This window comes from Aeromonas sp. R5-3, assembly GCF_040908225.1.
Taxonomy (GTDB): Bacteria; Pseudomonadota; Gammaproteobacteria; order Enterobacterales; family Aeromonadaceae; genus Aeromonas; species Aeromonas dhakensis.
In genome coordinates this window covers 329,464-351,964 of record NZ_JBFODH010000029.1, presented here as the reverse complement: position 1 = coordinate 351,964, position 22,501 = coordinate 329,464, and the positions used below count along the sequence as shown (strand labels likewise).

Below are 22,501 nucleotides of genomic sequence, written 5' to 3'. Positions count from 1 at the left end.
GCCCATCGACTGAATCTTCATCAGCTGCGCGAATGCCCTCTCTTTGGGAGGCTGCCCCGCATCTGATGAAAACAGGAGACACAGGCCGGCGAGATGCTTCATCGCCGGCCTTTTTGTCTCTGCCATTTGGCAGCGTTTCACCTTGCTGAGACGGGGGGCCGGTACGTCGCGTACCTGTCCCCCGTTTTTTTATGGATGTTACAACCATGAGTGTGCTCACTATCCACAACCTGACCTACCACATCGGCGACAAGACCCTGTACCAACAGGCGAGCTTTCGTCTCCACGCCGGCGAGCATGTCTGCCTCACCGGCCACAACGGCGCCGGCAAGAGCACCCTGCTCCAGCTGATCCAGGGGGAGCGCCTGCCAGACGGCGGCGACATCCTCTGGCAGCCCGGCATCAAGGCGGGCTATCTCGACCAGCACGCCGCGCGTGATGGCCACCTCACCCTGCGGGGCTACCTGCAGTCGGTGTTCGCCGACCTCTATGAGGCGGAAGCCGAGATGCTGGCCCTCTACGCCGACCCCGAACTGGGGCCGCGGCAGCTGGCCCGGGCGGCCGATCTGCAGGCGCACCTGGAGAGTCAGGGCTTTTACCAGTTAGATCCGCGTATCGACGAGGTGGCGGCCGGCCTCGGCCTGACCCAGCTCGGCATGCAGACGCGGATCGCCAATTTAAGCGGCGGCCAGCGCCACAAGGTGATGCTGGCCGGCCTGCTGCTGCGCACGCCCGAGGTGCTGTTGCTCGACGAGCCGACCAACTACCTGGACACGGCCCACGTCGACTGGCTGGCGGGCTACCTGGAGCGCTTCCCCGGCGCCTTCCTGGTGGTCTCCCACGACCGCGCCTTCGTCAACCGCATCGCCACCGCCATCGCCGACATCGACCGCCAGCAGATCCACACCTATCGCGGCAACCTAGACCAGGCGCTGGCCCAGAAGGGCGCCGCCGAGGCGCTGCACGCCCGTCAATACCAGGCCCAGCAGCGGCAGATCGACAGGCTCGAGCAGTTCATCGCCAAGAACGGGGCCGGGGTCAACGCCAGTATCGCCAACGGCCGCAAGAAGCAGTTGGCGCGCATCGAGCGCCTGGCCGCCCCCGAGCAGGCCAAACCGGTCACCCTCAGCTTTCGTGCCGCCCAGGGGGGCCACCCGCAACTGCTGGCCGCAAGCGAGCTGGAGATCGGCTACCACCAGCCCCTGCTGGCGCCGCTCAGCCTGCAGTTGCGCCGCGGCGAGAAGGTGGTGATCGCCGGCTTCAACGGCATCGGCAAGTCGACCCTGCTCAACACCCTGACCGGCCGCCTCGCCCCGCTCGCCGGTGAACTGGCCCTGGCCCCCGGCCTCAAGTCGGGTTACTTCGAGCAGGCGCTGCACTGGCCCGATCCCGCGGCCACCCCGCTGGCTCTGGTCAAGGCGGTAGCCCCCGGGCTGGATGACAAGGGTGCCCGCCAGCAGCTGGCGCGCCTTGGCATCGGCGGCAAGCTGGCCATCCAGCCCATCAGTGCCCTGAGCGGCGGTGAGCAGACCCGGGTCAAGCTGTGCCGACTGGCGCTGCAGCCCACTCATCTGCTGATATTGGATGAGCCGACCACCCACCTGGATGCCGGCACCAAGGCCGCCCTGCGCCAGGCCCTGTGCGACTACCCGGGCAGCGTGCTCGCCGTCTGCCACGAGCCGGCCTTTGTGGCCGACTGGCCGGATCGGGTGGTGGACATCCAGCAGTTCGCCGCCATGTCGACCCAAGTTTAAGGAATAAAAATTATGTTGCTGAAAGTACTGCTGTTTTTGATTGCATTTCTGGTCGGGGCCGATGAGCTGATGCTGGGCCCCCTGCTCGCCCCCATCGGCGCCGAGCTGGGGGTCGCTCCGGAGCGGGTGACCCTGTTCATCACCGCCTACAGCGTGGCGCTGGCCCTCATCGCCCCCCTGCTCGGCGGCCTGTCGGATCGCCACGGCCGGCTGCGGGTGATGCTGCCGGCCTCCCTGCTGTTTGGCGCCGCCTCGGTGGCCACCGGCATGGTGGCGAACTTCGAGGTTGGGCTGGCGACCCGGGTGATCACCGGGCTGGCCAGCGCCGGCATGCTCCCCATCGCCTTCGCCATGGCGGCGGACGGCGCGCCGGCCGACGCCATGAAGCGCATCGCCTGGGTGCAGTCGGGGCTCACCCTCGGCATGATCTCGAGCCCGGCGGTGGGCGCCCTGCTGGCTCAGCTCAGCAGTTGGCGCACCCCCTTCATCGTGCTCGGCCTCTGCGCCTGGGCCGTGGCGGCGGCCCTGGCCTGGCTCACGGCGCACACGCCGCAGGTTCATGCCAGCGGCACACACCCCTCGCCGCAGGGCTCGGTACTGGCCATTCCGGGGGCACTCGGTGCCCTGCTCGCCATGGGGTTGGGACTGGGGGGCGGCATCGGCCTGTTCAACCTGGTCGGCCAGCACCTGCACGACAGTCAGGGGCTGCCCGTCTGGTCGGTGGGGCTGCTCTACGGCGCCCTTGGCGTGATCAGCGTGGTCGGCAACGTGCTGATGCCGCGCCTGGCCGGCTATGTGGAGAGCGGCCGCCCCCTGATGCGCGGCGCCCTGGTGGTGTGCGCCCTGGTCAGCGCCTTCTTCTACCTCTATCCGGCCGGCAGCCTGGCCAGCCTCGCCCTGCCGCTGGGCCTGTGGGCGCTGGCCGGCGGCATCGGCTCACCGACGTTGCAGGGTTACATCGCCCAGCTCGCCCCGGCCCAGCGCGGCATGCTGATGTCGCTGGCCATGACCCTGATGCACCTCGGGGTGGCGCTCTGGTCCGCCGTCGCCGGCTTTGCCTACAGCGCCGGCCCCATGGCCATGGCCCTGCTGGCCCTGCTGCTGTTTGGCGGGGCCATCCTCGCCCTGCGCCCGGTGCGGCTGCCGGGCTGAGTACAACAGGCACAATGACAAGAGGGCTCCCGCGGGAGCCCTCTTCATGGCCTCTGCCATGTGGCAGACGACGCCTGGTAACCAGCCCCTCCTCTTCACAAGCCGAGGGATGTGCATCACCCAAGGATGGCGCTCACTCTGCCGGCCACAGGGACAACAGCTGCTGCACGGCCCGATCGGCCTGCTCTGCGCTGGCAAAGTTGGCAAACCCCATCATCACCCCCCTTTGCTGCGCCGGGTTCATGTACCAGCTACTCAGGGCGTGCAACGCCAGCCCATTGGCCTGGGCGACCTCGACCAGCTGCTGATCCGTCACGCCCCCGGCAACCTGCGCCAGTAGCTGGATCCCGCCAGCCTGCGGCTGCACCCGCAACCGGTCGCCCAGGCGGGTGGCCAAGGCATCGACCAGATAACCATGCCGCTCGGCATAGACTCTGCGCATCTTGCTCAGGTGGCGGGTGAAATGCCCCTGATCCATGAAATCTGCCAGGGTGGCCTGCAGCACCGGATTACCCGCGCCGGGCAACTGCGCCACCAGCTCGCGAAAACGGGCGACCTGCGCCTCGGGCACCACCAGATAGGCCAGCCTAAGGCCGGGGTAGAGCACCTTGCTGAAGGTCCCCGTGTAGAGCACGCGCCCCTGATGATCCAGGCTCTTGAGAGGGGGCAAGGGCCGGCCGTGGTAGCGAAACTCGCTGTCGTAGTCATCTTCGATGATCCAGGCGTTGCGCCGCTCTGCCCACTCCAGCAGCGCCAGGCGACGCGGCAGGCTGAGGGCCACCCCCATCGGGCTCTGGTGGGTGGGGGTGACCACCGCAAACCGGGCATCGTCGGCGGCTTGCTCACCCAGGCTGACATCCATGCCGTGCATGTCGACGGGCACCGGGTGCAACCGCAGGCCCGCCTGCTGCAAAAACTGGCGCGCATGAAAATAGCCAGGCTCTTCAAACCAGCCCAGATCCCCCGCTCGCAGCAGGGCGCGGCACACCAGATCCAGCGCCCCCCGATAACCAACCGTGATGAATACCTGTTCGTGGCTGCAGCGGATCCCCCGCGAAATGCCCAGATAGGTGGCGATGGCACGGCGCAGGGCCGGGTGCCCTGCCGGATCCGGCGTCACCATCTCCATATTGCGCAGATGCCGGGTGGCAAGCCGGGCCCAGCTCTTGCGCGGGAACAGATCCAGTGCGGGCACGCCCAGCTGGAACGGCAGGATCTCGCTGTGAGGGATCCCCTGGGTCGGCGCTGGTGTGGCGGCGGGTCGGGGAGAGGGTGGCGCCTCGACGAGCCTGTTCAGCCCGGCGGCAACCACAGTGCCCGCGGCACCACGGGATATCAGATACCCTTCACCGATCAGCATCTGATAGGCCATTTCAACCGTGCCGCGCGCAAGGTTGAGTTCGCTTGCCAGACTGCGCACCGAGGGCACACGGTCACCGGCGTTCAAGGCTCCGCTCGCGATGGCATGGCAATAGCGCTGGTATATCTGCAGATAGAGCGGGGTTGCCTGCTCCCGGCTGAGGTTCAGATCCTGAATGTCCATGAGAGGGGTCCATGAAATATGGCTCTGTATTCTATCACTTCCGTTGTTTATCCATTATCCACTCCTGTTGGCATCACGATAGAAGAGCAGCATGACAATATTGGCTGATAACACCCTGTACCATGAAAACATGGTATATGGCGCCATCACGGGCGTGCATTGGCTGACCGCTATTTGCTGATCAGCGTCAGCTTGTCAGTGGTAAAGGTGGTCGTACCGTGGCCATCTGTCACCGACTTTATTTTATCCGCTTCGGCATTGAATTTTTCGGCAGACAAGGTGACCTTGCCAGAATATTCCATGCCATCCTGGCTTTTTCTGACCGAATCGGCAGAGACAGTCACAGACTCATTATCATTTACCTTCAATATGACATTGCCGGTAAATTCCTGAACCGTTCTGGTTTTATCTGAAGATATTTCCATGGCCATGGCCGAGGAGGTAAATAACAGTGAAAGAGACAGCAGCGCCGCCTTATTAACAGTGAACTCGAACACGACACACTCTCCTTGGTATAGCGCTATCAGTTGGCGTATTTTTTATACAAGCCTGCGCAATACGTCAAGATTAAAATCCGTCGCCTCCCGCCCGTCTTTATATCACGCTGTGGCCGAATTATCTCTGCCAGCCTACCGGTTGTCGGCAATCAATAAAAGGGAGTCAAAAGAGATCTCATTACTCCCTGTTATCTGTATGGACTACTCCATATGACCATTCTTGTCCCTGTTACCCCTTGGCCGCTTTTTTTATCCTCACATTATCAACCTGGCACTCAGTTAAAGGGGAAATAAAACATATGCATTACCTGACCTCCTTGCTGAGATATTCCCTGGAATAGATTGACCCACCTCTCGCCGGCCCCGATTGCTGGGAGCCGACACTCGGTCACTGCGGCCGCTCGCTCATGGCGGCATGACGGGTTGCCCCGCGCAGGATATCGCGCCGCGGTTATCTGAATAGACCCGAATCAAGGTGGTTTTCCGCCCTATCAAGCAGGAATATCAGTATGCCCTTACCTTCCAGGATCGCGGACGAGAGCCGCGAGCACATCATGGTGCAGCGCCCTCACTCACTCTGTCTGCTCCCCCCGCTGGCCACGCTCGGCTATCCGTTTCTGTTAGTGATCTTCAACACATTGGTCGGCCAGAGCGGCGCTGCCAGTCTGCTCGGCGCCCTGCTCTCGCTGCTGCTGGCCTTGGCCGTTCCCCTGGCGGGGCTGATCGTCGCCAATCGGCCCGGCATCGCCACAGGCATGCGTCGACTGGCTTACCTGAGCGTGGCGGCCCCCAGCCTCTATGTCCTGCTCGGAGTGGTGCAAACGCTGGTCGGCAGCCCGCTGCCCGATGTGCTGGTGTGGTCTCTGTTCTGGGTTGGCGCCATGCTGCTGGGGTGGGAGTCACACCAGACAGAGGCAGTGCAGGCCCGTCCCGTGAGCGGACTGGGACGCTGGCGCGTCGCCCATGGCATCAGCGCGCTGGTGCTCTGTTGTTATGTGATCTTTCATCTGGCCAATCATCTGACCGGGCTGGTCGGCCCCGAGCTTCATGCCCGGGTCATGGAGGCGGGTCGCACCGTCTACCGGGCCGGCGTTGTCGAACCCCTGCTGGTGGCGGCGTTTCTCTTCCAGGTCGGCTCAGGTCTCTACCTTGCCTGGCGCTGGAGCAGTACCTGGCATGGCTGGCTGACCACCTTCCAGATCGCCTCTGGCGTCTATCTGTCGGTGTTCGTGCTGGGGCACATGAACTCGGTGTTCATCTATGCCCGCAGCTTCCTCGGCATACCGACCGACTGGAGTTTTGCCACCGGTGGTGAGGCGGGCCTGCTGATGGATCCCTGGAATATTCGCCTGGTGCCCCACTACACCCTCGGCGTCTTCTTCGTACTGGCGCATCTGCTGGCAGGGTTGCGGGTGGTACTCGCGGCCCACGGCGTGGCAACGAGCCGCATCAGGCTGCTGTGGTACACCGGACTGACCGGCTCGGCAGCCCTCGCGCTGGCCATCATTGCCGGTATGGTGGGTGTCAGAATATAAGAAAGAAGAGATGTTAAATCATGGCTTGTGCGACTTTAAATAATATTGATGCCTGACCATGAAATATTTCACCGCACATCTTTCGTTGCAATAAATTCGATAAACGACCGGTCCTTTTCGCTTGAACCATCAGTCCTAAAGGAGTGTAGATAATGAACAAGCATATATTTATGACGGCTTCCGCATTGGTGACCATGCTGACCAGTTATGCCACATTGGCGGACGTCAACTTATATGGCCCCGGCGGGCCGCACACCGCCTTGATCAAGGTGGGCAGCGCCTTTGAAGCGGAGACGGGGATCAAGGTCAACGTCCATTTCGGGCCGCAGGCGACCTGGAATGACGATGCCAGCAAAAACGCCGACATGCTGTTCGGCGCCTCCGAGCAATCGGCCCTGGCGATCGCCACCGGCCATCAGCAGCAGTTCGACATCAACAAGATTACCCCGCTCTACCTGCGCCCGGCCATCATTCTGGTCAAGAAGGGCAATCCCAAGAATATCAAGGGGCTGGCCGATCTGGCCAAACCGGGTATCGGCATAGTCGTGCCGGAGGGGGCCGGGGTCAGCAACACCTCGGGAACCGGGGTGTGGGAAGACATGATAGGTCGCACCGGTGACATCAAGCTGGTCGCCGATTTTCGAAACAACATAGTGCAATACACCCCCAACAGCGGCAGCGCCCGCAAGGCGTTCCAGGAAGATCCCCGCGTCGATGCCTGGATCACCTGGATTGACTGGGCCAGGAGCAACCCGGACGTGGGCGACGTGGTGGCAATTGAAGAGCAGCTGGTGGTTTATCGGGATGTGAACATAGTCCTTAACAAGAGTCCGAGCCAGGATGCGGTACGTTTCGCCGAATATTTGAAAGGGGAAAAATCAAAGCAGATTTTTCAGCAGCTGGGCTGGTCCGATAAATTTTAATGACAAGAGAATGATGACCTCCTGATGACCATTATTGCATGCCAGTGCAGGGACACATTGGCATCTATTTCCCCATAAACAGGATGGTTTGACTCACCAGATATTTATTTTGGCAATGCCGACTCTTGCTTAATAAATATGAAGCCTTAATTCATCGAGCGGATAAATTTGAAGATTGACAATCACAACGGCAAAACATTACTCATATTAACGTTCCATCACATATTTTTCTTGCCGCAACGTTGATTCACCCCAGCGCAGGATCAGCGAATTCACCGTCACAGGTCAGTGACACAGACTGCCACAAGGAAGGGCACAGCACGCTTTCGCTCCCCCCGGAGCAAGGCCCGGTCTCTTTTGTCGTTTGCGTACCCACGCCGACTGTGCAACCAAGGTTTGAGAATGAAACACGACATGCTAACGACGGACGCCAACAGCGCCGTTGCCTCCGTGGTTTATCGCACCAGCGAAGTGATCGCCATCTATCCCATCACCCCCAGCTCCGCCATGGCCGAGCAGTCGTCTGCCTGGGCGAGCCAGGGCAGTGCCAACCTGTGGGGGGATGTGCCACGGGTGGTGGAGATGCAGTCGGAGGGTGGCGCCATCGCCACCGTCCACGGCGCCCTGCAGACCGGGGCACTGGCGACCTCGTTCACCTCGTCCCAGGGGCTGCTGCTGATGATCCCCAACCTCTACAAGCTGGCGGGTCAACTCATTCCCTTCGTGCTGCACGTGGCGGCGCGCACCGTGGCGACCCACGCCCTGTCGATCTTCGGTGACCACTCGGACGTGATGGCGGTGCGCCAGACCGGCTGCGCCCTGCTCTGTGCCAACAATGTGCAAGAAGCCCAGGACTTCGCCCTCATCTCCCAGGTAGCCAGCCTCAACAGCCGGCTCCCCTTCATCCACTTCTTCGACGGTTTTCGCACCTCCCACGAGATAGCCAAGATAGTGCCGCTCGATGACGACACCCTGCGCGCCCTGCTGCCCGCCGAGGCGATCCGGGCCCATCGGGAGCGGGCGCTGACCCCCGACAAGCCGGTCATCCGCGGCACCGCTGCCAACCCGGACACCTACTTCCAGTGTCGTGAGGCGAGCAACCCCTGGTATGACGAGGGCTATCGCCACGTGAGCGAGGCGATGGACGCCTTCGGCGCGCAGACCGGCCGTCACTACCGGCCGTTCGAATACCTGGGTCACCCAGAGGCCGAGCGGGTGCTGGTGCTGATGGGGTCCGCCATCGGCACCTGCGAGGAGGTGATCGAACACCTGCTGGCCCAAGGGGAGAAGGTGGGGCTGGTGAAGGTGCGCCTCTACCGCCCCTTCTCGGCCGCGCACCTGCTGGCGGTCATTCCCGCGAGCGCCAGCAAGATAGCGGTGCTGGATCGCACCAAGGAGCCGGGCGCCCTGGCCGAGCCACTCTATCTGGACGTGATGGCGGCACTGGCCGAGGCGGTCAGCCGGGGTGAGCGGGTCAGCCTGCCGCGGGTCATCGGCGGGCGCTACGGCCTCTCTTCCAAGGAGTTCGGCCCGGCCTGCGTGCAGGCGGTGTTTGACGAGCTGGCGCTGGCTAACCCACGCCCGCGCTTTACCGTCGGCATCTTTGACGACATCACCGGCCTCTCCCTGCCGCTGCCGACCTCAGTGCCCCCGGCCAGCCACCTCAAGCTGGAGGCGCTGTTCTACGGCCTTGGCAGCGACGGTACCGTGTCGGCGGCCAAGAACAGCATCAAGATCCTCGGCAACCACACCGAGCTCTACCCCCAGGGCTATTTCGTCTACGACTCCAAGAAGGCGGGTGGCCTCACCGTCTCCCACCTGCGGGTGGGAACGCGGCCGTTGCAGTCGGCCTACCTGGTGGAGGAGGCAGACTTCGTCGGCTGCCACCAGTGGCAGTTCATCGACCTTTACCAGATGGCGGAGCGGCTCAAGGCGGGGGGCATCTTCCTCCTGAACAGCCCCTATGGCGCGGCCGAGGTCTGGGGCCGCCTCCCCCTCGAGGTGCAACATGCCCTGCGCGAGAAGGGGGCCCGCCTCTACACCATCAACGCCGCCAAGATTGCCCGCGACTGCCAGCTCGGCCAGCGCATCAACACCGTCATGCAGATGGCCTTCTTCCAGCTCACCACCATCCTGCCGCTGGATGAGGCCATCCGGCTGCTGAAACAGGCCATCGCCAACAGCTACGGCAGCAAGGGGCAGGCGCTGGTCGAGCGCAACTGGCAGGCCCTCGCGGCCACCAGCGCGGCCCTGGCCCAGGTGCCCCTCGGCGAAGTGGAGGCCGGCAGTCGGCCCCGCCCGCCGGTGGTCTCCCCCAAGGCGCCGGACTTCGTGCAGACCGTCACCGCCGCCATGCTGGCGGGGCTGGGTGACAGCCTGCCGGTCTCCGCCTTCCCGCCGGACGGCACCTGGCCGGTGGGCACCACCCGTTGGGAGAAGCGCAACATCGCCAAGGAGGTGCCCATCTGGCAGGCAGACCTCTGTACCCAGTGCAACTACTGCGTGGCCGCCTGCCCCCACTCCGCCATCCGTGCCAAGGTGGTGGACAAGGCGGCCATGGCCGATGCGCCGGCCACCCTGGACGCGCTGGATGTGAAGGCCCGCGACATGCGCGGCCAGCAGTACGTGCTGCAGGTGGCGCCGGAGGATTGCACCGGCTGCAACCTCTGCGTCGAGGTGTGCCCGGCCAAGGATCGTGCCGATCCGAATCGCAAGGCGATCAACATGGAATCGCGGCTGGATCACCTCGAGGCCCAGAAGGCCAACTACGACTTCTTCCTGGACTTGCCCGAGCGCAGCGCCGAGCAGCTGGAGCGCATCGACATCCGCACCTCCCAGCTCATCTCGCCGCTGTTTGAATACTCCGGCGCCTGCTCCGGCTGCGGCGAGACCCCCTATATCAAGCTGCTGACCCAGCTCTACGGGGACAGGTTGCTCATCGCCAACGCCACCGGCTGCTCGTCGATTTATGGCGGCAACCTGCCCAGCACACCCTATACCACCAACGCCGACGGGCGTGGCCCGGCCTGGGCCAACTCCCTGTTCGAGGACAACGCCGAATTTGGCTTGGGCTTTCGACTCACCGTGGATCAGCATCGCGAGCGGGTACGCCGCCTGCTGGCGAGCCTGGGGGACGCCGTCCCGGCCGAACTTCAACAGGGGCTGCAGGACGCCAGCCTGCCGGTCGCCGAGCAGCGGGCCCATATCGCGCAGCTGCGCGCACTGCTACAGAGGCGCACCGACACAGCGGCCCGGGAGCTGGCCCGTGATGCGGACTACCTGGTGGAGAAATCGGTCTGGCTCATCGGCGGCGACGGCTGGGCCTACGACATCGGTTACGGCGGGCTGGATCACGTGCTGAGCCTGGGGGAGAACATCAATGTGCTGGTGCTCGACACCCAATGCTACTCCAACACCGGCGGCCAGCAGTCCAAGGCCACCCCGCTCGGCGCCATCACCAAGTTTGGCGAGCAGGGCAAGCGCAAGGGGCGCAAGGATCTCGGTGCCAACGTGATGATGTACGGTCACGTCTACGTGGCGCAGATCTCCCTCGGCGCCCAGATGAATCAGACGGTGAAGGCGATCCAGGAGGCGGAGGCCTACCCGGGCCCCTCCCTCATCATCGCCTACAGCCCCTGCGAGGAGCACGGCTACGATCTGGCCCAGAGCCACGAGCAGATGAAGCAGCTGACCGCCACCGGCTTCTGGCCACTCTACCGCTACGATCCGCGCCGCAAGGAAGAGGGCAAGGCGCCGCTGGCGCTCGACTCCCGCGCCCCCAGCGCGTCGCTGGCCGACACCTTGCAGCAGGAGCCCCGCTTCGAGCGCCTCACTCGTCAGCTGCCGGAGGTGGCCAGCCGGCTCTATGAGGAGGCGCAGGAGGATGCCCACCGCCGCTTCGCCTGGCTGAGCCAGCTGGCCGGCAAAGAGGCGCCGGCGCAGGAGTAAGCGCTCAAGTTGCCACCAATAAAGAGGGCTCCCCACGGGGAGCCCTCTTTTTACCGGCTGGCAGCCATCAGGCAGGCATGTCGGCCAGCTCGTGGCGCTTCAACGCCAGCAGGGTGACCAGCAGGGCGGCACTGGCGATCAGCGCCATGCCGATATAGGTGGCGCTGAAGCCGGGCGCCAGCTCGACCGGGCTCAGGCTGGCCAGGTTGTGGCTGCTGCCCGCTGGCAGGGCGGAGTGGAACAGCACAGCGCAGATGGCCACCCCGACCGCCCCCCCCAGCTCGCGGCCGAAGTTGAACAGCGACATGCCGATGCCGCGATCTTCCCGCGGCAGGGCGTTTTGCACCACCACCGAGAGCGCGGGCAGCACCAGGCCAAGGCCGATGCCGGCAAACGCCAGTCCCAGCCTGATCCAGACGTCGAAGTGGATCTGCCACAGGGCCAGCGCCGCCAGGGCGAACCCCACCACCACGAAACGCTTGTAGTAGCCGGTGTGGCCGATCAGCTTGCCGCCGACGAAGGCCCCCGCCGTGATGCAGACCATGAAGATCACCATGATCTCGCCGCTGTCGCTGGCGCTCATCCCCTTCTGCCACTGCATCTGCAGCGGCAGGTAGACCAGCACGGCGAACATCAGCAGTTGCGAGGCCAGCGCCAGCAGCACGCTCACCAGATAACCGGGCTGACGCGCCAGGTGGGCCGGCAGGATGGGGTCATGGGCCCGCCGCTCGATCAGCACCAGCAACAGCAGGGCCACCACCAGCGCGGCCGCGAGCCAGATGGCGGGCAGCGCCGCCTCCGGCGAGAGCAACAACAGGGTGAGAGTGGTGACAGTGATGAGCAGCGCCGCCCCCTTCCAGTCGAAGCGGCTGTGACGACGCACATTGAGGTGGCCCAGGTTGCGGTTCACCAGCCAGAGGGCGATGGCCCCGAGTGGCAGGTTGATCCAGAAGATCCAGCGCCAGCTGAGCTGCTCGGTAAAATAACCGCCGAGCAAGGGGCCGGCAATGCTGGAAACCGCGTAGACCGCCGAGATGTAGCCCTGATACTTGCCCACCTCCCGCGGCGGTATGCTGTCGGCGATGACGGTGAAGGCGAGCGCGATCAGGCCGCCGCCTCCCAGCCCCTGCAGCACCCGGGCGGCCAGCAGGGTCGGCAGATCCTGGGCCAGGCCGCAGGCCACCGAGCCGGCCAGAAACAGGCCTATACCGATGTTGAGCATGCGCACACGACCGAACATGTCGCTCAGTTTGCCGTAGATGGGCAGGGCGGCGGTGGCCGCCAGCAGGTAGGCGGTGACCACCCAGGTGAGGGCGGCGCCGGCATTGAGCTCGGCCCCTATGATGGGCAGCGGGGTGGTGACTATGCTCTTTTCCAGTGAACCCAGCGCGATCACCAGGGCCACGCTCGAGAAGATGGTTTTGGGGGACATAAGACGGGCTCGCTCCTTTGTTGCTCCAGCGTCTGCGGCGCAGAACTTGTTATTGTCTCATACATCACCGGCGGATGACCAAAACCAGGGCATCCGTGCCGGCAAGCATGACCCCGGTCGCGGCATTGTGCCCCCCGCTCTGGTAGGCTGCCCTTTTACCCCGAGAGGAAGCAGCCCCATGTCCGAGCAGTTCCGGTTTGAGCAGTACGACGCCCTGATTTTCGATATGGACGGCACCCTGGTGGACTCCATGCCGCGCCACCTGGATGCTTGGGAAGCCACCAGCGCCGAGTTCGGCCTGCCCTTCGATCGCGCCCAGCTCAACGAGTACGGCGGTATTCCCACCCGCAAGATCGTCGCCATCCTGGCCGAACAGCATGGGCTGGATATCGATGCGGAGGCCTTCACCCGGCGCAAGGTGGCCCTCTACATGGAGCATATCCAGCAAGTGAGCGTCTTTCCTGCCATGTGGGAGCTGGTCAGGCGCTGCCACGGCAAGGTCCCCATGGGTATCGGCACGGGCTCGCCGCGCAATCAGGCGGAGTCGATCCTCAAAAGCACCGGGCTCGATGCCTATATCCAGGTGGTGGTGAGCGCCGACGACGTGGTCAACCACAAGCCCCACCCCGACACCTTCCTGCAAGTGGCCGAGCAGCTGGGGGCCAACCCCGCCAACTGCCTGGTGTTCGAAGATACCCAGATCGGCCTGCAGGCCGGCCGCGCTGCTGGAATGGAGACGGTACTGGTGCTGGAGGGGGAGCTCTACCAGCGCTAGGCCACACAACCCTCGCGGTCACCAATGAAAACGCCTCCGCAAGGGAGGCGTTTTGCATGCAGCAGTGCCGGAATCACCCGGCCCCGGCTTACATGGCGTTGGTGGACTCGAAGATCTTGTCAGCCGATGCCTCGACGAAGCCCGGATAGAGCACGCCGTCGGCCTGCGGGTAGCGCAGGGCGAATTCGTAGAAGCAGCTCGGGATGGTGCGCACACCGTCGCTGAAGGCCACGTCCGCCTTGTCGGCCATGGTGGAGGATTGCTCCAGCATCACCTGCGGGTCCCCTTTCACCTCGCCGCCCACGCTGTTGAGCACGAAGCCGGCCGCTTTCAGGGCAGCGTTGACCTGCTCTATGGTGTCGAAATCCCGCAGGCGGTTGATGTTGACGGTGAAGTGGTTGGCGCGATAACCCCAGGCCGCCATCCAGGCCGCATACTCGCTCTCCGCCAGCAGGGTCTGGTAGTCGGCATAGGAGACCTGCCAGGGGGCACCGGCATAGAGGAAGGCGGCGGTATCGGTCAGATGATCGGGCACCTGATCCACCAGCTTGTGGATGATGGCCTGAGCACCTTCGGAGAGCTCCTCTACCTTCAGCTCGCTGATGAACACCTTGGGAGCGTCCGGATCCTTGTGCTCGAAGTGCTTGGCGTAGAGCTTCTTGGCCTTGAACACGTACTCGCCCTTCTGCTCGTAGCCGAGCGCCAGGAAGTGGGCCGCCAGCTTCTCCAGCCCCAGCTTGGGCAGGTTGTAGGTGCGAAACGCCACGTGATCGTTGACGATGGGTTCACCGCCCCCCAGCAGGGTGTGCACCTTGTGGGCACTCGGGGTCACCTTGATGTAGTTGTCCCACAGATGACTGAACAGGGTGTCGATATCCTTTTGCATCTCTCTTTCCTTTGATTGCGGGTACAGACAGGGGCACCCTGAGGTGCCCCCTTTTCGTTGTTGTCAGAAGCTCAGGCCGGGAGACAGCTGATCCGGCATGGCGGCCTTGCTGTCTTCGACGGAAGCCACCGGATACGCACAGTAGTCGGCGGCGTAGTAGGCGCTCGCTCTGTGGTTGCCGGAGGCGCCGATGCCGCCGAACGGGGCGGCACTGGAGGCGCCGGTGATGGGCTTGTTCCAGTTGACGATGCCGGCGCGAATGCGCTTGAAGAAGTGGTTCCAGTCCGCCTCGCTGTCGCCGAGCAGGCCGGCCGAGAGGCCGAAGCTGGTGGCGTTCGCCTTCTCGATGGAGGCATCGAAGTCGTCGTAGCGAATGAGCTGCAGCAGCGGGCCGAAGTACTCTTCATCCGGCAGCGCGCTGACCGCGGTCACGTCTATGATGCCTGGGGAGACGAAGCCGGTGCCCGCTTCCAGGTGCTTGAGGGTAAGCAGGCTCTCGCCACCGAGGCGCTGCAGGTTGGCTTGCGCCTCGACCATGCCGAGCGCTGCCTTCTCGCTGATCATGGCGCCCATGAACGGCTGCTCGGCGGCGTCATAGAGGCCGACCTTGATCTGGCCGACCACCTCCACCAGGCGCTTGACCAGAGCATCGCCCCGCTCGCCGCGCTCGACAAACAGGCGGCGCGAGCAGGTGCAGCGCTGGCCCGAGGTGATGAAGGCGGATTGCACGATGGCGTGCACGGCGCCGTCGATGTCGCTCACCTCTTTCACGATCAGCGGGTTGTTGCCACCCATCTCCAGGGCCAGGATCTTGCCCGGCTGGCCGGCAAACTGCTGGTGCAGGAAGTGGCCGGTGCGGGATGAACCGGTGAAGAAAAGGCCGTCGATGTCCGGGTTGCCAGCCAGCGCCTTGCCGGTGTCCACCTCGCCCTGCACCAGGTTGAGCACGCCCTTGGGCAGTCCCGCCTCCTGCCACACCTTCAGCATGGCTTCAGCCACCATGGGGGTCAGCTCGGACGGCTTGAACACCACGGTATTGCCGGCGATCAGCGCCGGCACGATATGACCGTTGGGCAGGTGGCCCGGGAAGTTGTAGGGGCCGAACACGGCGACAACGCCGTGGGGCTTGTGACGCACGAATGCCTTGGCGCCCGGCATGGGGTTCTCCACCGTGCCGGTGCGCTCGTCATGGGCGCGGATGGAGATGGCGATCTTGCCCTGCATGGCGGCGACCTCGGTACGGGTCTCCCACAGCGGCTTGCCGGTCTCGCGGGCGATGGTCAGTGCCAGCGCCTCCTTGTGCTCGCCAAGCAGGTCGGCGTAGCGGCGCACGATGGTCAGACGATCGTCGAGGGCCAGATCGGACCAATGATAGAAGGCTTGGCGGGCGGCCTTGATGGCGGCATCCACCTGGGCGGCGCTGGCGGCCTCCCCTTGCCAGATCACCTGATTCTTGGCCGGATCCTTTGATTCGAACTGCTTGCCTTCACCGGCCAGCCACTGACCGTCGATAAACTGCACTAAATGAGTCATCCAATCACTCCCTGTGGTATGCAGGCAGCCGAGGCTGCCTGTTTCATATTCGGTTTCGTCGCCAGCCGGATCAGTCGAGATCGACGGCACGCACCATGTCGCCATCCTGCACCTTGAGCGCCGCCGCCATCTTGGGCGGAATGATGGCCTCGTGCTTGTCGAGATCGACCCGGATGTTGCCGTAACAGGCGCGGTAGTGCTCGTAGCGGGTGTTGCAGATCAGGTGGGTCTTGCCGCCGATGGGCTCGCCCACCAGTACCCGCAGCTTCTGGCTGCGGCGCACGCTGCGAATGTTCTTCACGTCGCACTCGACGGTGGGGCCGGCATCGAAGATGTCGACATAGCCGCGATTCACGAACCCTTCGTCCTGCAGCATCTTGATGGCCGGGCGGGTCTTCTCGTGGGTCTGACCGATGACGGCGCGCGCCTCGTTGCTCAGCAGATTGACGTAGATGGGGTACTTGGGCATCAGCTCGGCGATGAAGCGCTTCTTTCCGATGCCGGTGAGATAGTCGACGGTGGGAAAATCCATCGAGAAGAAATGCTTTTGCAGCCACTCGTAGAAGGGGCTGTGACCATCGCCATCGGAGACGCCACGCATCTCGGCGAAGACGGTTTCGTCAAACAGCTCGGGGTGTTCGGCCATGAACAGAAAGCGGTGCTTGGAGAGCAGACGGCCGTTGAGCCCCTCGCGGGCGCATTCGCGCAGAAACAGGGTGCAGAGCTCGGAATTGCCGGTGTAGTCGTTGGAGAGGGTGAGCGTCTCCACCACGTTGTAGATGCCGAGCTTGGGGGAAGAGTGCACCACCTTGCCGATGTGATAGTTGTAGAACGGCTGTGACAGGCCCACGGCCGCATCGATGGCGCAGGTACCGACCATTTCGCCGGTCTCCAGATCCTCGGCGACGAAGAAATAGAGGCAGTCACCCTTGCCCGCAGGCTTGTCCGAAAAGGTCTGGGTGGAGGCGTCTATCTTGCGCTGCAGCAGTTCATCGTTGACGGGCAACGAGGTCATGCCGGTGCCGGATTCGATGGCACAGGTCTTGAGACCGGCAAAATCTTTTTGCTCGATGGGACGGATAACCAACATAAATGACAACTCCCTTTCATTGACGACAGGTGGGGGCCCGGCTCCTGCCGGGCGGGTTCCCCACCTCAATTTGGATCAGGCGTTAACCACCTGGGCAACCGCTTTCTCGAACCGGGCCAGCCCTTCCTTGATGTCCGCTTCCGGAATAACCAGGGACGGCGCGAAGCGCACCACGTTGGTACCGGCAACCAGCGCCATCAGACCCTGATCGATGGAGGCCAGCAGGAAATCGCGCGAGCGTCCCTTGTAGTCATCGTTCAGCACGGCGCCCAGCAGCAGGCCCTTGCCGCGCACTTCGCTGAAGCAGTGGTACTTGGCGTTGATGGCTTCCAGCCCTTCGCGGAACAGCTGCTCGCGCTGCTTGATGCCGCTCAGCACTTCCGGGGTGTTGATCACGTCGATCACCGCCTCGGCCACCGCACAGGCCAGCGGGTTGCCACCGTAGGTGGAGCCGTGAGTGCCCACTTTCAGGTGGGAGGCGATCTCGGTGGTGGTCAGCATGGCGCCGATGGGGAAGCCGCCGCCCAGCGCCTTGGCGCTGGTGAGGATGTCCGGCGTGACGCCCAGACCCATGTAGGCAAACAGATCGCCGGTACGGCCGACGCCGGATTGCACTTCGTCATAGATCAGCAGGGCGTTGTGCTGGTCGCACAGCTCGCGCACCCCTTTGGCAAACTCGTCGGTGGGACGAATGATGCCACCCTCGCCCTGCAGCGGCTCCATCACCACGGCACAGGTATTGTCGGAGATGACCTCGGCCAGTGCGGCCAGATCGTTGTAAGCCACGTGGGTGATGTCAGCGGGCTTGGGACCGAAACCATCGGAGTAGGCAGCCTGGCCACCGACACTGACGGTAAAGAAGGTACGACCGTGGAAACCCTGATGGAAGGCGATGATCTGGGTCTTGTGGGCGCCGAACTTCTCGATGGCGTAGCGACGGGCCAGCTTGAGGGCGGCTTCGTTGGCTTCGGCACCGGAGTTGCAGAAATAGACCTTGTCGGCGAAGGTAGCGGCGACCAGCTTCTTGGCCAGGCGCAGAGCCGGCTCGTTGGTCATCACGTTGGAGAGGTGCCACAGCTTCTCGCCCTGGGTTTTCAGGGCCTCTACCAGCTTGGGATGGCAATGGCCCAGGCCATTGACGGCGATCCCGCCGGCGAAGTCCACATACTCACGGCCTTCCTGATCCCAGACACGTGACCCTTCACCACGCACCGGGATGATCTTGGCGGGCGCATAGTTGGGAACCATCACTTCATCAAACACTTCACGTGTCACTGCCAACAACTCTGACATATTGCTCTCCTTCGATCTGGCGACAGAATAATCCACCGCCCAAAAGTTAAATCCATGTAAACACATCGGCATTGTCACAGAAAAAAAGCTAAAAGTCTGCAACAAAGCGCGTTACAGGGAACAATGTTCGATTGCCCGTGAGATTTTAGGCAACCGCATTGCATAACGGCTCAGGGGGTGTTGGCAAGAGATAATTTGGACAGGGAGGCAGGTGAATAAAGTGTCAGGGAAAATATTTTTGGCCTCATCACGATTTTGAGAGGCCGATCACGACTTGTCAGGAATTTGCCAGAAAATTGGCCAGCAATTGATGGCCCTGTTCGCTCAAAATGCTCTCCGGATGGAACTGAACCCCCTCTATATTCAACTGCTTATGGCGCAGGCCCATGATCTCGTCCGGGCTGCCGTCGGCATGTTCGCTCCAGGCGGTGATCTCGAGACAATCGGGCAGGGTGTCGCGCTCCACGATGAGCGAATGGTAGCGGGTGACCCGCAACGGGTCGTTGAGCCCCTTGAAGACTCCCTCCCCCCGATGGCGAATGAGCGAGGTCTTGCCGTGCATCATCTGGCGCGCACGTACAACCTGAGCGCCGAACGCCTGGGCCAGGGACTGGTGACCGAGACAGACGCCGAGAATGGGAAGTTGGCCGGCAAAACGGGAGATGGCCGCCAGAGAGATGCCCGCCTCGTTTGGCGTGCAAGGGCCGGGAGAGATCACCAGATAGCGGGGAGAGAGCCGGGCGATGGCGTCCAGCGTCAGCTCGTCATTGCGCTTCACCACCACCTCCTGTCCCAGGGCGCCAAAATATTGCACCAGATTCCAGGTAAAGGAGTCGTAGTTATCGATCAACAACAGCATGGGTCAACCAGGGCAGAGAATTAACGATCCAGATAGCGGCCCTGCTCCATCTCGCGCTCGCGCTGGCACTCGGCCAGGTAGATGGCGGCGGCGATGGCGGGGATTTTGTGGTGCTTGTCGATGGCGTTGGAGACCATCAGTTGCAGGGTATGCAGGTTCTTGGCCTTGCGGAACTTGCGCAGCCAGTGACCCTTGTCACCCAACTCTTCAATCGTGGTATTTGATTCGACAGACATGCTAACTCTTGGGGCAGACGCCCGCGTTTGAAATTGGAAGATGAAAACAACGAATAGCAGGTCGGGTAAAACAAAGAAAGCCAGGCAAATACCCAGCTCTCTTCTACTACACCTTCCCAGTATGTCAGGCTCGAGGAACGAAGCCGACTACATCATATACGCTGGCCAGGGTTTTTTCAGCCCTTTCCCGCGCCTTTTGTGCACCTGCCGCCAAAATGGCCTGCAGATGAGCCTCATCCTGACGCAGCTCGTGGAAGCGCGCCTGGATCGGCTCCAGCAAGGCAACCACGGCCTCGGCGGTTTCGGTCTTGAGGTGACCGTACATCTTGCCTTCGAAATGCTGCTCCAGCTCGGGGATGGAGCGACCTGTCACCCCGGACATCAGGGTCAGCAGGTTGGAAACCCCCGGCTTGTTCTCCGGATCGAAACGCACCACCGCCGGCTCGTCGGAGTCGGTCACCGCGCGCTTGATCTTCTTGACGATCTGCTTGGGATCTTCCAGCAGGCCGATGAAGTTGGCCTCGTTGTCATCCGACTTGGACATCTTCTTGGTCGGATCCTGCAGGCTCATCACCCGGGCGCCTTCGGTCGGAATGAAGGGCTCCGGCAGGGTGAACACCTCGCCGTAGAGGTTGTTGAAGCGGGTGCAGATGTCGCGGGTCAGCTCCAGGTGCTGCTTCTGATCGTTGCCCACCGGCACCTGATTGGCCTGATAGAGCAGAATGTCGGCCGCCATCAGCACCGGATAACCGAACAGGCCGACGTTGACGTTGTTCTCGAAACGGGCGGACTTGTCCTTGAACTGGGTCATGCGCGACAGCTCGCCCATCTGGGTGTAGCAGTTCAGGATCCAGCCGAGCTCCGCGTGCTGCGGCACGTGGGACTGGATGAAGACGGTGCTCTTGGCCGGATCGATGCCCACCGCCAGATAGAGGGCGGCGGCGTCCAGGCAGGCCTTGCGCAGGGCGGCCGGATCCTGGCGGGTGGTGATGGCGTGCAGATCGACGATGCAGTAGAGGCAGTCGAAGTCATCCTGCATGTTGACCCACTGACGCAGGGCCCCCATGTAGTTGCCGATGGTCAGCTGGCCCGACGGTTGGGCCCCGCTCAATACGATAGGTTTAGTCATCAGAGTGTTGATCCTTGTTATTCGGCCTGCCTGGCCAGCTTATTCGGCCAGCAGCGCGTCGAGCTGGGCAAACTGTTCGCATACCCAGTCCGGGCGGGAATCTGCGATGGGACGACCGTAGTTGTAGCCGTAGGTCAGCCCCACCACCTTCATGCCGGCGGCCTGGGCGGCCAGCACGTCATTTTCGGAGTCGCCCACCATCAGGGTGCGCGACGGGCTGGCGCCCAGCTCGTGGCAGGCCAGCAGCAGCGGTTCCGGGCTCGGTTTCTTGACCGGCACGCAGTTGCCCCCCAGCCAGAGCGCGAAGCAATCGGCGATGCCGAGGGCATCGAGGATCGGCTGCACGAAGTGGCTCGGCTTGTTGGTCACGATCCCCTGCCGGTAGCCCAGCGCCTGAAGGCGGCGCAGGCTCTGCTCGACCCCGTCATACATGGCCAGCCCTTCCAGCAGGCAAGCCTGGTAGTGGCGGTCAAACAGCGGACGGGCGCTGGCAAACAGCTCAGGCGCCGCGCGATAGTCCAGCGCACGCTGGATCAGCTTGTCGGCACCGTTGCCGACCCAGGTCCGCACCACGGCCTCGTCAGCCTCGGCCAGCCCGAGTTCGGTCAGCGTACGGTTGACCGCCAGCGCCAGTTGCGGGGCGCTGTCGATCAGGGTGCCGTCCAGATCGAACAGCACCAGGTCAAAATCACGTTCAGCGTTTGACATGAGAGAGCTCCGCCCGCATCTCGTCGATCACCGCCTTGTAGTCCGGGCGGCTGAAGATGGCAGAGCCGGCCACGAACATGTCGGCACCCGCCTGGGCAATTTCACGGATGTTCTCCACCTTGACCCCACCATCGATCTCGAGACGGATGTCGCGGCCGCTCTCGTCGATCAGGCGTCGCACCTGGCGCAGCTTGTCGAGGGTGCCGGGAATGAAGCTCTGGCCACCGAAGCCCGGGTTGACCGACATCAGCAGGATCACGTCCAGCTTGTCCATCACGTACTCCAGGCAGGTGAGCGGGGTGGCCGGGTTCAGCACCAGACCTGCCTGGCAGCCTTGCTCCTTGATGAGCCCCAGGGAGCGGTCAACGTGGTCGGACGCTTCCGGGTGGAAGGTGATGAGGGAAGCACCGGCCTTGGCAAAGTCGGGAATGATGCGATCCACCGGCTTGACCATCAGGTGCACGTCGATGGGGGCTTCGATACCGTAGTCACGCAGGGCCTGACAGACCATGGGGCCTATGGTCAGGTTGGGCACATAATGGTTGTCCATCACGTCGAAATGGACCACGTCGGCACCGGCGGCCAGCACCTTGGCGACATCGTCCCCCAGACGGGCAAAGTCGGCGGAGAGGATCGAGGGGGCAATCAGAAAGTCTTTCATCAGCGTCATCCATTGGCAGCGTGGCAGAAAAAGCGGCGCAATTTTACCGCAAACGAGCGCCGAAAACGACCCGCACACGGTATGGAAAAAGCGAACCTCATCATGACAGAACATGAGAACCAAACATCGCGTCTACAAGTATCAATAAGACCCAGCCTCAAGTACGTGTTGTAAGGTGAACCTCAACGCTAGTTATCACCGCGAAAACCTTCTTCGTCATGTGTGATAGCCTTTCTACATCTACTCTCTCTTTTCCCATTGTTACTGAGCTTGCATCAGAGTCATCCCCCTCAACGACACCTGTGGTGAAGGCCGTGTTGCAACTATTCATATCTGGGCAGGACCTTACGGGAAGGAAGCAAACATCAGATGTGCCTGGATATCTCATGGGTACTCCATACAACACCTACTAGGACATAGTCTTTTTGCTCTGCACCTGACGATGCCCCCGTCCCGCTCATGGAGCGTCATCATCGCGGATAGACGGTTATTTTTTCTGCGCTTATAATCGCCGCACCGTGCCATAACGAAACACAAGGAGGTAAAA

The 22,501-nt window shown here is 62.8% G+C and carries 18 protein-coding genes; 6 read left to right on the top strand and 12 right to left on the bottom strand.

Translation table 11 applies throughout. From position 1 onward, the window contains the following. The first annotated feature begins 206 nt into the window (after window positions 1–206). Both AB5Y95_RS20905 and AB5Y95_RS20900 read left to right on the top strand, forming a co-directional pair. Window positions 207–1,754 (top strand): ABC-F family ATP-binding cassette domain-containing protein, encoded by a 1,548-nt coding sequence (locus tag AB5Y95_RS20905; RefSeq protein WP_368161970.1) that lies wholly within the window; start codon window positions 207–209, stop codon window positions 1,752–1,754. A gap of 12 nt (window positions 1,755–1,766) precedes the next feature. Further along, the gene (locus AB5Y95_RS20900) at window positions 1,767–2,906 is read left to right on the top strand and encodes an MFS transporter (RefSeq protein ID WP_368161969.1); all 1,140 of its coding nucleotides are present in this window, start codon (window positions 1,767–1,769) and stop codon (window positions 2,904–2,906) included. A gap of 133 nt (window positions 2,907–3,039) precedes the next feature. On the opposite strand, the gene AB5Y95_RS20895 is transcribed toward AB5Y95_RS20900, so the two are convergent. After that, window positions 3,040–4,449, bottom strand: coding sequence for a PLP-dependent aminotransferase family protein (locus AB5Y95_RS20895; RefSeq protein WP_368161967.1), 1,410 nt, complete (start codon window positions 4,447–4,449; stop codon window positions 3,040–3,042). A gap of 170 nt (window positions 4,450–4,619) precedes the next feature. Further along, window positions 4,620–4,946 carry a hypothetical protein gene (locus AB5Y95_RS20890; protein ID WP_368161966.1) on the bottom strand — a complete coding sequence of 109 codons (327 nt, stop codon included), beginning with the start codon at window positions 4,944–4,946 and terminating at the stop codon, window positions 4,620–4,622. Between the two features lie 509 nt (window positions 4,947–5,455). On the opposite strand from AB5Y95_RS20890, the gene AB5Y95_RS20885 reads away from it, so the two are divergent. The 3 genes from AB5Y95_RS20885 (at window position 5,456) to nifJ (ending at window position 11,352) form a co-directional block, all read left to right on the top strand. Beyond that, entirely contained in the window at window positions 5,456–6,481 is a 1,026-nt protein-coding gene (locus AB5Y95_RS20885; protein WP_368161965.1) for a hypothetical protein, read from the top strand. Between the two features lie 152 nt (window positions 6,482–6,633). Continuing rightward, window positions 6,634–7,404 carry a substrate-binding domain-containing protein gene (locus AB5Y95_RS20880; protein WP_025201308.1) on the top strand — a complete coding sequence of 257 codons (771 nt, stop codon included), beginning with the start codon at window positions 6,634–6,636 and terminating at the stop codon, window positions 7,402–7,404. A gap of 414 nt (window positions 7,405–7,818) precedes the next feature. Further along, a complete protein-coding gene (nifJ, locus tag AB5Y95_RS20875) occupies window positions 7,819–11,352 on the top strand; it encodes a pyruvate:ferredoxin (flavodoxin) oxidoreductase (RefSeq protein WP_216988628.1) in 3,534 nt (1,177 codons plus the stop codon). Window positions 11,353–11,419: 67 nt separating this feature from the next. Here the strand turns inward: nifJ and AB5Y95_RS20870 are convergent, their stop codons facing one another. Further along, entirely contained in the window at window positions 11,420–12,784 is a 1,365-nt protein-coding gene (locus AB5Y95_RS20870) for an MDR family MFS transporter (protein ID WP_005298417.1), read from the bottom strand. A 178-nt stretch (window positions 12,785–12,962) separates the two neighbouring features. On the opposite strand from AB5Y95_RS20870, the gene AB5Y95_RS20865 reads away from it, so the two are divergent. After that, the gene (locus tag AB5Y95_RS20865) at window positions 12,963–13,559 is read left to right on the top strand and encodes an HAD family hydrolase (protein ID WP_368161963.1); all 597 of its coding nucleotides are present in this window, start codon (window positions 12,963–12,965) and stop codon (window positions 13,557–13,559) included. Between the two features lie 88 nt (window positions 13,560–13,647). Here the strand turns inward: AB5Y95_RS20865 and AB5Y95_RS20860 are convergent, their stop codons facing one another. The 9 genes from AB5Y95_RS20860 to rpe form a co-directional block, all read right to left on the bottom strand. After that, on the bottom strand, window positions 13,648–14,445 hold the full coding sequence (locus AB5Y95_RS20860) for a DUF1338 domain-containing protein (RefSeq protein ID WP_005298414.1): 798 nt from the start codon (window positions 14,443–14,445) through the stop codon (window positions 13,648–13,650). Window positions 14,446–14,508: 63 nt separating this feature from the next. Next, window positions 14,509–15,978 carry a succinylglutamate-semialdehyde dehydrogenase gene (gene astD / locus AB5Y95_RS20855; protein ID WP_368161962.1) on the bottom strand — a complete coding sequence of 490 codons (1,470 nt, stop codon included), beginning with the start codon at window positions 15,976–15,978 and terminating at the stop codon, window positions 14,509–14,511. A gap of 70 nt (window positions 15,979–16,048) precedes the next feature. Next, on the bottom strand, window positions 16,049–17,068 hold the full coding sequence (gene astA / locus AB5Y95_RS20850; protein ID WP_005298408.1) for an arginine N-succinyltransferase: 1,020 nt from the start codon (window positions 17,066–17,068) through the stop codon (window positions 16,049–16,051). A gap of 75 nt (window positions 17,069–17,143) precedes the next feature. After that, window positions 17,144–18,361 (bottom strand): aspartate aminotransferase family protein, encoded by a 1,218-nt coding sequence (locus AB5Y95_RS20845; protein WP_005298407.1) that lies wholly within the window; start codon window positions 18,359–18,361, stop codon window positions 17,144–17,146. A 277-nt stretch (window positions 18,362–18,638) separates the two neighbouring features. Further along, window positions 18,639–19,220, bottom strand: coding sequence for an aminodeoxychorismate synthase component II (locus tag AB5Y95_RS20840; RefSeq protein WP_005298405.1), 582 nt, complete (start codon window positions 19,218–19,220; stop codon window positions 18,639–18,641). Window positions 19,221–19,240: 20 nt separating this feature from the next. Continuing rightward, complete coding sequence (locus AB5Y95_RS20835) at window positions 19,241–19,456, bottom strand: hypothetical protein (protein WP_005298403.1); 216 nt, start codon at window positions 19,454–19,456, stop codon at window positions 19,241–19,243. Between the two features lie 124 nt (window positions 19,457–19,580). After that, window positions 19,581–20,585, bottom strand: a complete 1,005-nt coding sequence (gene trpS / locus AB5Y95_RS20830) for a tryptophan--tRNA ligase (RefSeq protein WP_005298400.1) — start codon at window positions 20,583–20,585, stop codon at window positions 19,581–19,583. Window positions 20,586–20,624: 39 nt separating this feature from the next. Further along, window positions 20,625–21,293, bottom strand: a complete 669-nt coding sequence (locus tag AB5Y95_RS20825) for a phosphoglycolate phosphatase (protein WP_017787946.1) — start codon at window positions 21,291–21,293, stop codon at window positions 20,625–20,627. Further along, the gene (gene rpe / locus AB5Y95_RS20820; RefSeq protein ID WP_010633199.1) at window positions 21,280–21,954 is read right to left on the bottom strand and encodes a ribulose-phosphate 3-epimerase; all 675 of its coding nucleotides are present in this window, start codon (window positions 21,952–21,954) and stop codon (window positions 21,280–21,282) included. The genes AB5Y95_RS20825 and rpe overlap by 14 nt, the downstream gene beginning before the upstream one ends. Window positions 21,955–22,501: the final 547 nt, after the last annotated feature.

Coding starts and splice junctions, on each gene's coding strand:
- AB5Y95_RS20905 (WP_368161970.1), top strand. CDS start 207: ATGAGTGTGCTCACTATCCACAACCTGACCTACCACATCGGCGACAAG.
- AB5Y95_RS20900 (WP_368161969.1), top strand. CDS start 1,767: ATGTTGCTGAAAGTACTGCTGTTTTTGATTGCATTTCTGGTCGGGGCC.
- AB5Y95_RS20895 (WP_368161967.1), bottom strand. CDS start 4,449: ATGGACATTCAGGATCTGAACCTCAGCCGGGAGCAGGCAACCCCGCTC.
- AB5Y95_RS20885 (WP_368161965.1), top strand. CDS start 5,456: ATGCCCTTACCTTCCAGGATCGCGGACGAGAGCCGCGAGCACATCATG.
- AB5Y95_RS20880 (WP_025201308.1), top strand. CDS start 6,634: ATGAACAAGCATATATTTATGACGGCTTCCGCATTGGTGACCATGCTG.
- nifJ (WP_216988628.1), top strand. CDS start 7,819: ATGCTAACGACGGACGCCAACAGCGCCGTTGCCTCCGTGGTTTATCGC.
- AB5Y95_RS20870 (WP_005298417.1), bottom strand. CDS start 12,784: ATGTCCCCCAAAACCATCTTCTCGAGCGTGGCCCTGGTGATCGCGCTG.
- AB5Y95_RS20865 (WP_368161963.1), top strand. CDS start 12,963: ATGTCCGAGCAGTTCCGGTTTGAGCAGTACGACGCCCTGATTTTCGAT.
- AB5Y95_RS20860 (WP_005298414.1), bottom strand. CDS start 14,445: ATGCAAAAGGATATCGACACCCTGTTCAGTCATCTGTGGGACAACTAC.
- astD (WP_368161962.1), bottom strand. CDS start 15,978: ATGACTCATTTAGTGCAGTTTATCGACGGTCAGTGGCTGGCCGGTGAA.
- astA (WP_005298408.1), bottom strand. CDS start 17,068: ATGTTGGTTATCCGTCCCATCGAGCAAAAAGATTTTGCCGGTCTCAAG.
- AB5Y95_RS20845 (WP_005298407.1), bottom strand. CDS start 18,361: ATGTCAGAGTTGTTGGCAGTGACACGTGAAGTGTTTGATGAAGTGATG.
- AB5Y95_RS20840 (WP_005298405.1), bottom strand. CDS start 19,220: ATGCTGTTGTTGATCGATAACTACGACTCCTTTACCTGGAATCTGGTG.
- AB5Y95_RS20835 (WP_005298403.1), bottom strand. CDS start 19,456: ATGTCTGTCGAATCAAATACCACGATTGAAGAGTTGGGTGACAAGGGT.
- trpS (WP_005298400.1), bottom strand. CDS start 20,585: ATGACTAAACCTATCGTATTGAGCGGGGCCCAACCGTCGGGCCAGCTG.
- AB5Y95_RS20825 (WP_017787946.1), bottom strand. CDS start 21,293: ATGTCAAACGCTGAACGTGATTTTGACCTGGTGCTGTTCGATCTGGAC.
- rpe (WP_010633199.1), bottom strand. CDS start 21,954: ATGAAAGACTTTCTGATTGCCCCCTCGATCCTCTCCGCCGACTTTGCC.